Genomic DNA, 9,024 nt, shown 5'->3' with positions numbered 1-9,024 from the left:
CACAAATAGAAAACTGACAGACCACTAGAATTGATTAACGATATTCTGGATGTGGCAAAAATCGAAGCAGGACAAATTAAGCTGTCTTGTCAACCATGTAATGTCGAAGCCCTCTGTCAATCAAGTTTGGTCTTTATTAAGCAACAAGCCTTCAGCAAAAATATTCAACTGGAGTCAGAGATTCCTGCCAACCTACCCCCCTTCACCATTGATGAGCGGCGGATTCGGCAAGTTCTAATCAATCTGCTCAATAACGCCGTCAAATTCACACCAGACGGCGGCAAAATCAGCCTAAAAGTAAGTTATATACCGTTTCTAGATAATGCCGAGAATATAAACTTTGAGGGAATGCCCTGCGACACCCTAGAGATTAGCGTTGTTGATACTGGCATTGGAATTGCGCCAGATCAAATTAAAAGGCTGTTTCAACCTTTTGTGCAGGTTGAGAGCGCCCTCAATCGTAACTACAACGGCTCAGGATTGGGTTTAGCTCTCGTTAAGCACTTAGTGGAACTACATGGCGGCGAAGTCAGATTAACCAGTGAATTAGGTGTGGGCAGTTGCTTTACGATCGCACTTCCGATCATGCCATTCTGTGAGTCATCCATTGTACCAGAGCCTCCGCTTCCATCTACCACCGAGGCAATCACAGATGCGATCGCTGAAACACCATTAATTTTACTAGCCGAAGATAATGAGGCAAATATCACTATGTTTGTTGAATATTTAAGTATGAAGGGTTATCGCTTGGTTGTCGCCCACAATGGTCGCATGGCGATCAACTTAGCTCAACAAACTCACCCCGATGTAATTTTAATGGATATTCAAATGCCAGACATGGATGGATTGGAAACCATCCAGCGCATTCGCCAAATTCCTGAGTTAGCCGATACGCCGATCATTGCATTGACCGCACTGGCAATGTCTGGCGATCGAGATCGTTGCATTGCGATGGGCGCAAATGACTATCTCAGTAAACCAGTGTCACTGAAACAGCTAGTCACAAAAATCAACGCCTACTTGACAGAGCCTTAATTTTTGGCATTGGTTTGAGCTATAGCAGTATTCCCCATCTGGACTAATCTCTACCCACGAAAGCAAGCTGTAAAGATTTAAATTAACTGTGGCGGCTTAACTAGACCGTTATACTGAAGCGATATCTGATAGGCGATCGCCATATAACCCATCGTCAAAGCGGACAATATTATGATATTTTGATTTTGAGTTGAGGCGATAGCGAAGCCCGTCATGAAAGTTAATAAAACTTGACAACAGGATGAAAAAAGCACTCATTCAGAAAATGATGGTTAATCTTTACGGCATTAACTCTTTCCAGAAAATCACCCCACTCTGAACAGTTCAGTTATGTACTCGACTGTTTATTTTGAGTTATTGCGGTACATTTGCGGATAGCTAAAATCAAATATACGAATTTCCAACTGTTAAAGATAGAAAGATCAATGCAATTTTAGTCAAGAAGTATAGATAGAATAAACTTGTGTTAGCCAATCATGTTTAATCGCTAAAACCTATATATCTCATGGATTTTGCTAATTTTGCATCCCAGTTAAATGCTGGAACGATTTTACCAGAGGGAATCGTCATGATTACCCTCTTGGGGGTTTTGATTGTTGATTTGATTTTGGGACGGACATCTGCTCGCTGGATTGGATATCTAGCTACGCTCGGTTTAACAGCCGCGATTATCGCTCTATACTTCCAATGGGATACAACTAACCCCATTGCCTTTACTGGTAGTTTTAACGGTGATGACCTGAGTATAGTCTTTCGGGGGATTATCGCCCTGTCAGCAATATCAACAATATTAATGTCAATTCGCTACGTTGAACAAAGTGGTACGCCTTTAGCGGAATTTATTGCCATTTTGATGACTGCGACTTTGGGAGGAATGTTTTTATCCGGTGCTAATGAGTTAGTGATGATTTTCATCTCTCTAGAAGCCCTGAGTATTTCCTCTTATTTGTTGACAGGTTATACAAAACGTGACCCTCGTTCCAATGAAGCAGCGTTGAAATACCTGTTAATTGGTGCTTCCAGTACAGCGGTATTTTTGTATGGTGTCTCGCTGTTGTATGGTTTATCCGGTGGACAAACAGAATTAAGTGCGATCGCTCAAGGTATCGCTACAGCAAATATTGGTCAATCTCTAGGTTTAGTAATTGCCCTGGTTTTCGTAATTGCGGGTATTGGTTTCAAAATCTCCGCTGCACCTTTCCACCAATGGACACCAGACGTTTATGAAGGCGCACCAACTCCAGTTATCGCCTTTTTATCCGTTGGTTCTAAAGCCGCCGGATTTGCCCTGGCTATCCGTCTCTTAACCACCGTTTTCCCTGTCGTGGCAGATGAATGGAGATTTGTCTTCACAGCCCTTGCTGTGCTGAGTATGGTACTGGGTAACGTTGTTGCCCTAGCCCAAACTAGCATGAAGCGGATGTTAGCTTACTCATCTATCGCCCAAGCTGGATTTGTGATGATTGGCTTAATTGCGGGAACTGATGCCGGCTATTCCAGTATGATTTTCTATCTATTGGTATACCTGTTTATGAACCTGTGCGGCTTTAGCTGTGTAGTATTATTCTCACTACGAACAGGAACAGACCAAATTTCTGAATACTCCGGTTTGTATCAAAAAGACCCACTTTTAACACTGGGTTTGAGTATCTCCCTATTATCATTGGGTGGTATTCCCCCACTAGCCGGATTTTTCGGGAAGATTTACCTATTTTGGGCAGGTTGGCAAGCTGGTCTTTACTGGTTAGTTTTACTCGGTTTAGTTACCAGCGTGGTTTCCATCTATTACTACATTCGTGTAGTTAAAATGATGGTAGTCAAAGAACCCCAAGAAATGTCCGACGTGGTGAAGAATTATCCTCAAGTTCGTTGGGATCTACCCGGACTTAGACCTTTACAAGTGGGTTTGATAGTAACTTTAATAGCTACTACTATCTCTGGAATTTTATCCAATCCCTTGTTTACTTTGGCTAACAATTCCGTTACTAACACTCCCATGTTGCAAGCAGCAAAAGTTGCCAGTACACAAGTTAGTGTTATTACAAATAAGGAGTCACAGGAATTGTAATTTATTCTTAAATAATTGCTAATGGGTAATTGGTAATGAAGCTGATCTTCAATATTCAATTACCCATTTTTGTTGTTAAACAGCAATAATTGCCTGTATTTTATCAGACATATTTAGAGACACAATTTAGCCCCAGCGAATGTCTATTTCTAAAAATTACTAGGGAAGCATCAGCTAAATCCATTGTTAACCAAAATCCTGTATCAACGATGATTATATTTATTTGATAATGTATTAGATAAAGCTTCTTTATATGTGGTTGATAAATTTTCTTCCACAGCACAACAACCAATTAATCCAATTTAATCAAATTTTTCATAGATACTTTTTTGTTGATGATTTTCTGGTTGTGGATAACGTTTTTTTAGTAATTGAATAAAATCCAGGAGTAAGATTTGCGCTTCTTCTGGTAAGTCAATATCTTGAGATATTTCGGCAATGTTTATCACTATGATTAACTCCTAAGTTGAGTAAATTTTTTCCGTATGATCCTATTATAAACTACGCCCTGGTTGATATACTAAAAACGGTTGAGATATGGACTTTTGTAAAATTACGAAAACCCCAGATTTGTAGGGGTAAAGCATGAGCTAAACCCCTACCCATAAAATCAAGTAATTAAGCCGTGTTGAGTATAATTCTCAGATGAGGTGAATATTGACATGATCGCCCCAGTAATCCCTAGTAATGGTTAAGTGAGATAATATGAACTGAATCAATCAAAAATGATTAATTGCTGTTTAAACTAAGATATCTCCGCAAAATATTTTGAGCTTGTTCTAGTAATTCTGCTTCTAATTCTCCTAATTGTTGAGTTAAACGAATTTTGTCAAAAGTCATGGGTTCAACACAGATTAAAAGACTATCCACAGAAAGTCCATTTTGCGCTGATGTAGGTACTTCAACTACCGCAGGTGAAATGCGGGGGTTATTCGGTTTTACGGAAGTAAAAGGTAAAACTGTGACTTTGCTGCGTTGGTTGTTAAACAAAGTCCCAGAAATTATCAGTGCTGGACGAGTTTTTTGAATTTCTGTACCTACAGATGGATCAAATGTTACTATCCAGATGCTTCCCATTCGGTAATCGCTATGTTTTGCCATTCACTTTCCCAACCTAATTCTAATTCATCAACCAAAGCGCAAGCTGCGGCTAGTGCTTCATCTTGTTGTTTTTCTTGCCATTGTTTCAAGAGATTTTCAATCAATGCACTACGGTTTTCAACTTTTTGGTCAATGTAATTTAGTAGTTCATCTGGCAATGAAATTGAGATTTTAGCCATATCCTACCCACAGTCATACTATAAGTAGTATAGCTTAATTTGATATTTTTAGTCTAGTAGTTTGTAAATATAGGATTTGATTTAGTTCGGGTGATAATTCTCAGATGAGGTGAATATTTACACAATCGCTCCACTAATCCCTAGCAATGCCTGAGTGAGATAACGTAAACAGATACAGGGTAAGCTTTTCGGGCTGCGAACTGCTTGCAGCAGCGCTAGTTCCCTCCGGGACGCTCCGCGAACGCGATCGCTCTACTAATCCCTAGTAATGGTTGAGTGAGATAATGCAAACAGATACAGGGTAAGGTTTTTAGGTGCGATTTAGTGTTATTAATAGTGGGTTTTGTTGGGTTTATTTACGTCAACCCAACCTAATTACTCATATTTCTAAATCCTCATCTAATATTGTTTCAATGTCTCTTGCACCATGAATAACTCGCAAAATATCAATTTCCGATTCAGTGATACGATAAAAAATAAGATATTTTCTAAATCCTTTAATTGATTGTTGTCGAATATCTGCTAAATCGGGATGGGTAAAATCTGTTAATTTCCCCATAGCTGGAGTTTTAGCTAATTGTTTAAATGTTGTTTCTGCTGCTATTAAAAAGCGGTCGGAAACGTCTAAACTATCTTCTGCTATGTAGGTAGCTAAATCTATCAAGTCACGGATAACTTGAGGTCTTTTTTTAATTGCAAACATCATGGCTAAATTGCACTTTGACGTTTGTTAGTTTTCTCACGAACTGCTTGACGAATATCTTCCCAATCTTGTGCTGTCATTTCTGTTGCATTTCCAGAGTTTAATCCTTCTAAGAGCATGGTTTGTAGTCGTTCGTTCGCTCTTTGTTTTTGGTCTTGTCGCACTAATTCCCGAAAATATTCACTGACGCTGCTGTAACCACCTTGCGCTACCTGTTCTTCTATATAATCGCGCATCGTGTCAGGTAAGGAAATATTCATACTTTTCATAATGTGACTTCTTGAATATACTTTTTTATATTATGGCGGTTTTTGTCATTTTCTGCCATGATAACGGTGATGATGATTTGTAAATTATTGTAAATACTAATCAATGAGTTTTCAAAATTACCAAATTTAGCGTATATTGTGGATTGACAAGTGTAACCTTATAGGTTACAGTAAATATTGTTATTTTACTTATGATCAGAAATTTCAAGCATAAGGGGTTAAGAAAGCTGTTTGAAGATGATAATAGAAGTGGAGTTAATCCAAATCATGCTGAAAAACTGTTAGATTTATTAGATAGACTAGATGCTGCATCTGTAGCTGAGGATATGAATTTTCCTGGTTCTAAGTTTCATCAATTAATAGGAAATAGGAAAGGTGAATATTCAGTTACAGTTTCGGGTAATTGGCGTTTAACTTTTGTTTTTGAAGATGGGGATGCTTACGACGTAAATTACGAGGATTATCATTAGGATTATGAATATGAATATGAATACTAACAGAAAACCTAGACATCCTGGTGCTTTGATTAAACGTCAATATTTAGAACCTTTAAATATGACGGTGACAGAACTGGCTAATATTTTGGGTGTGTCTCGAAAGACGGTTTCGGAAATTGTGAATGAACGTGCAAGTGTAACACCTAATATTGCTTTGCGGTTAGCAAATGCTTTTCAAACTACGCCGGAACTGTGGTTAAATCTTCAACAAAAGTTTGACCTTTGGTGTGCAAAAAATGAATCTGAAGAATGGAAAAATATCTCACCTATTGAAATTAGTTAAAATAGTTCGGATGATAATTCTCAGGTGAGGTGAATGTTTCGGCGGTGTATCTGTGATGGTTCTATTGTCTTCTCTTATTTACATGATCGCTCTACTAATCCCTAGTAATAGTTGAGTGAGATAACGTAAACAGATACAGGGTAAGCTTTTCAGGTGCGAACTGCTTGCAGCAGCGCTTCGCTATCGCCCCATTAATCCCCAGTAATGCTTGAGTGAGATAACGTAAACAGATACAGGGTAAGGTTTTCGGGATGCGATTTAGTGTTATTAATGGTGGTATTTTTGGGTTTCATTATGTCAACCTAACCTACTTTTCAAAGCATTTTCAATAACTCTTCTGGCAACATTGCTGGTATTGAAGACTCCACAAAATCGGCTTTATTTCGTGTTACTATTATTTCTAAACCTGCGGACATTGCGGCTGCACTTGTCACCGCATCTTCAAAATCTTTAATTGGACTTTTTAAAGCTTGGTGAATAACTTCGTGTGTAACGCTGGCAATTTGAATATGTTGCAATAAATTTTCTATTAATTTACGTGCTGCTTCGCTACCAATTTGACGGCGTAAAATATAGAAAATATTCGTGACAGCGTGTCCTGACACAAAGCCTTGCACCTGCTTTTTCATGACTGTATTTAATGCTTGTGCTGAGGCAACAACAAACGGTTGACGCTGTGCTAAAATATCCAGCAAAACATCGCTGTCAAATAATACTTTTTTCAACTATATTTCTCCTCTAGGTAATTAACATAACTTTCTTCTGGATTTTCTGATTCTAAGCTAATTACACCTATTAGGCTTTGTGTCCAGGGGTCAAGTTCAGATAAGGTTTCTAGGGTGGGTTGAGGAGGAATAGAGGATAGGGTTTCTTGTTGAATTGATGCTAGTACGGTTTGGACAAGATTCCAGCGTTCTTTGATTGGTAATTTTAATACCTGTTCTTGCAATTGTTGTAATTGAATCATTACTTTGCTGTTAATTCTATCATTCACTATGTTAACAGATAGTTGATTTTGTTCGGGTGATAATTCTCAGGTGAGGTGAATGTTTCCAGGTGTATCTGTCATGGTTCTATTGTCTTATCTTATTTACACGATAGGATCGCCCCATTAATCCCCAGTAATGCTTGAGTGAGATAACGTAAACAGATACAGGGTAAGCTTTTAGGGTGCGAACTGCTTGCAGCAGCGCTTCGCTATCGCTCCAGTAATCCCTAGTAATGGTTGAGTGAGATAATGTAAACAGATACAGGGTAAGGTTTTCGGATTGTAATGTACTGTTATTAATGATGGGTATTGCTGGGTTTCCTTGTGTCAACCCAACCTACGCATTAATTTTCATTTTCATGAAACTAATTCATCAATTTTTGCTGTTTCGTGATTTTTCTGATTTTGATAAAATTCTTCAAACAATGTAAAAAATCTATCTACTGCGCTTTTTTCATCGGCTGAATGGAAAAGAAGAATACTTGACCATAATTGACCTGTTTCTACATTAAATTTGTGTCTTATCCATTGCAAAAAAGTTTGAAATTCTGTTTCTTCTGCTGTTAAGGGAATACCAATTTCTCGACGGGCAAAATAGTATCCATCTAAAAATGCTTGGAGGTTAAAAATAGAATTTTTACCTATATACATTGCAGGTCTTTTTTTGATCTTTTGCAGTAATTTGTAGAGATTATCCATTTTTCACTCACTAAATTTATAGGTTAAAAGTAAGTTTCTGTGATTTGAAACTCTAATCCTGCATCTAAAATAGGTGAATAGAGATTCTGTATCCAGTTTAATCGGGTAATGCCTTGATGGTGGATGTTGTCAAAAACAAGTTCTCCGTCATTTATCTCAATTATAACACCTTCATGATGACCAGTGGTAGCAATCAATTCTCCAATACTATCATCATAAATTCTGCCATAAATTGGATCTTGAGAATTTGTATCTATTTTAATATGTTTTCCATGAATACTTTGTCTGATTAAAAACTCTTTAATTGCTCTAGCACAGGGTATACAATCAAAAATTCCGTAACTACTGGCAATTGCTATAATTTGTTGATAGATGATATCCTCTTTATTCAAAATCACTCCCGTTGTCAAATTTTAATATTTCTACCCTGATTACTACTCATTGATAGTTAAGGGAGTATTAAGTTATTTTTTACATTGTAAACTAGAAAAAGCACAAAATAGGATTTGATTTAGTTCGGGTGACAATTATCAGGTGAGGTTAATATTTACACGATCGCCCTAAACATCCCTAGTAATGCTTGAGTGAGATAATGTAAACAGATACAGGGTAAGCTTTTCAGGTGCGAACTGCTTGCAGCAGCGCTTCGCTATCGCTCTACTAATCCCTAGTAATGCTTGAGTGAGATAATGTGAACAGATACAGGGTTTTTAATAGTGGCTTATATTGTTGTTAAGCCACCCTACAGGAATTAAAAAGATATGAAATCAAACAAATGGATTGATAATTCTTACCTTATTCTCTATTAGTTGATTATGTTGCATATCTTCTGAGTAAATGATGGAACAGTCACTTAATAAAGCTGTAGCTATAATCAAACTATCCCAGTAAGAGTAGTTATATTTTGCATTGATTTCTAATGCTTGTATAACTTCTGTTGTGTTGATTGCCTGAATCGAAAAAGTATTCACTATATCTGATATGATTGTAATTGCATCTGTTTTTGATGTGAATTTTTTTCTAGTTAAAACATGAAATAATTCACCTAAAACCTGAGTGCTAACTAACAGGGATGAAGAATTATTTTTGATGATTTCTGCAACTTGCTGGGATTTTTCTGGCGGATTTTTAGCATAGAGATAAATCCAGAGATTACTATCAAGAAAAATTTTATGGTTCTACCGCTCCCTTTATGGAGAAAT

General features: G+C 37.4%; 15 protein-coding genes. 4 read left to right on the top strand and 11 right to left on the bottom strand.

The features are described from left to right. Positions 1 to 30 precede the first annotated feature (30 nt). A complete protein-coding gene (locus tag FJR05_RS08140) occupies positions 31 to 1,035 on the top strand; it encodes an ATP-binding protein (protein WP_254446825.1) in 1,005 nt (334 codons plus the stop codon). Between the two features lie 108 nt (positions 1,036 to 1,143). Here FJR05_RS08140 and FJR05_RS08135 read toward each other — a convergent pair whose 3' ends face one another. After that, on the bottom strand, positions 1,144 to 1,293 hold the full coding sequence (locus FJR05_RS08135; protein ID WP_168643643.1) for a hypothetical protein: 150 nt from the start codon (positions 1,291 to 1,293) through the stop codon (positions 1,144 to 1,146). Positions 1,294 to 1,540: 247 nt separating this feature from the next. On the opposite strand from FJR05_RS08135, the gene FJR05_RS08130 reads away from it, so the two are divergent. Continuing rightward, positions 1,541 to 3,103, top strand: a complete 1,563-nt coding sequence (locus FJR05_RS08130; RefSeq protein WP_168643642.1) for an NAD(P)H-quinone oxidoreductase subunit N — start codon at positions 1,541 to 1,543, stop codon at positions 3,101 to 3,103. A 302-nt stretch (positions 3,104 to 3,405) separates the two neighbouring features. Here FJR05_RS08130 and FJR05_RS26875 read toward each other — a convergent pair whose 3' ends face one another. From FJR05_RS26875 to FJR05_RS08105, 5 genes are all read right to left on the bottom strand, one after another. Next, positions 3,406 to 3,552 carry a hypothetical protein gene (locus tag FJR05_RS26875; RefSeq protein WP_217385549.1) on the bottom strand — a complete coding sequence of 49 codons (147 nt, stop codon included), beginning with the start codon at positions 3,550 to 3,552 and terminating at the stop codon, positions 3,406 to 3,408. Between the two features lie 280 nt (positions 3,553 to 3,832). Continuing rightward, complete coding sequence (locus tag FJR05_RS08120) at positions 3,833 to 4,204, bottom strand: type II toxin-antitoxin system PemK/MazF family toxin (protein WP_228039348.1); 372 nt, start codon at positions 4,202 to 4,204, stop codon at positions 3,833 to 3,835. Continuing rightward, positions 4,162 to 4,383 (bottom strand): ribbon-helix-helix domain-containing protein, encoded by a 222-nt coding sequence (locus FJR05_RS08115; protein ID WP_017803783.1) that lies wholly within the window; start codon positions 4,381 to 4,383, stop codon positions 4,162 to 4,164. The genes FJR05_RS08120 and FJR05_RS08115 overlap by 43 nt, the downstream gene beginning before the upstream one ends. Before the next feature lie 379 nt (positions 4,384 to 4,762). After that, the gene (locus tag FJR05_RS08110; protein ID WP_254446823.1) at positions 4,763 to 5,089 is read right to left on the bottom strand and encodes a type II toxin-antitoxin system RelE/ParE family toxin; all 327 of its coding nucleotides are present in this window, start codon (positions 5,087 to 5,089) and stop codon (positions 4,763 to 4,765) included. Between the two features lie 2 nt (positions 5,090 to 5,091). Continuing rightward, complete coding sequence (locus FJR05_RS08105) at positions 5,092 to 5,355, bottom strand: type II toxin-antitoxin system ParD family antitoxin (protein WP_027401152.1); 264 nt, start codon at positions 5,353 to 5,355, stop codon at positions 5,092 to 5,094. 191 nt (positions 5,356 to 5,546) lie between these two features. Here FJR05_RS08105 and FJR05_RS08100 point away from each other — a divergent pair, with 191 nt between their 5' ends. Both FJR05_RS08100 and FJR05_RS08095 read left to right on the top strand, forming a co-directional pair. After that, on the top strand, positions 5,547 to 5,825 hold the full coding sequence (locus FJR05_RS08100) for a type II toxin-antitoxin system RelE/ParE family toxin (protein ID WP_063872057.1): 279 nt from the start codon (positions 5,547 to 5,549) through the stop codon (positions 5,823 to 5,825). A gap of 16 nt (positions 5,826 to 5,841) precedes the next feature. Next, positions 5,842 to 6,135, top strand: coding sequence for a HigA family addiction module antitoxin (locus FJR05_RS08095; RefSeq protein WP_168634468.1), 294 nt, complete (start codon positions 5,842 to 5,844; stop codon positions 6,133 to 6,135). Positions 6,136 to 6,449: 314 nt separating this feature from the next. On the opposite strand, the gene FJR05_RS08090 is transcribed toward FJR05_RS08095, so the two are convergent. The 5 genes from FJR05_RS08090 to FJR05_RS27910 all read right to left on the bottom strand — a co-directional run bounded on the left by FJR05_RS08090 (position 6,450) and on the right by FJR05_RS27910 (position 8,991). After that, positions 6,450 to 6,860: a PIN domain-containing protein gene (locus tag FJR05_RS08090; protein ID WP_168643641.1), complete on the bottom strand. Its 411-nt coding sequence runs from the start codon at positions 6,858 to 6,860 to the stop codon at positions 6,450 to 6,452. Beyond that, positions 6,857 to 7,129, bottom strand: coding sequence for a hypothetical protein (locus tag FJR05_RS08085; protein ID WP_371416858.1), 273 nt, complete (start codon positions 7,127 to 7,129; stop codon positions 6,857 to 6,859). Before FJR05_RS08085 ends, FJR05_RS08090 begins: the two co-directional genes overlap by 4 nt. 351 nt (positions 7,130 to 7,480) lie before the next feature. Further along, the gene (locus FJR05_RS08080; protein ID WP_168643640.1) at positions 7,481 to 7,822 is read right to left on the bottom strand and encodes a hypothetical protein; all 342 of its coding nucleotides are present in this window, start codon (positions 7,820 to 7,822) and stop codon (positions 7,481 to 7,483) included. Between the two features lie 23 nt (positions 7,823 to 7,845). Then, entirely contained in the window at positions 7,846 to 8,214 is a 369-nt protein-coding gene (locus FJR05_RS08075; RefSeq protein WP_168643639.1) for a papain fold toxin domain-containing protein, read from the bottom strand. A gap of 375 nt (positions 8,215 to 8,589) precedes the next feature. After that, positions 8,590 to 8,991, bottom strand: a complete 402-nt coding sequence (locus tag FJR05_RS27910; protein ID WP_371416859.1) for a PIN domain-containing protein — start codon at positions 8,989 to 8,991, stop codon at positions 8,590 to 8,592. Positions 8,992 to 9,024 lie beyond the last annotated feature (33 nt).

The organism is Dolichospermum sp. UHCC 0259, assembly GCF_009711935.1.
Taxonomy (GTDB): Bacteria; Cyanobacteriota; Cyanobacteriia; order Cyanobacteriales; family Nostocaceae; genus Dolichospermum.
This window is presented reverse-complemented; position numbering and strand designations above follow the sequence as displayed.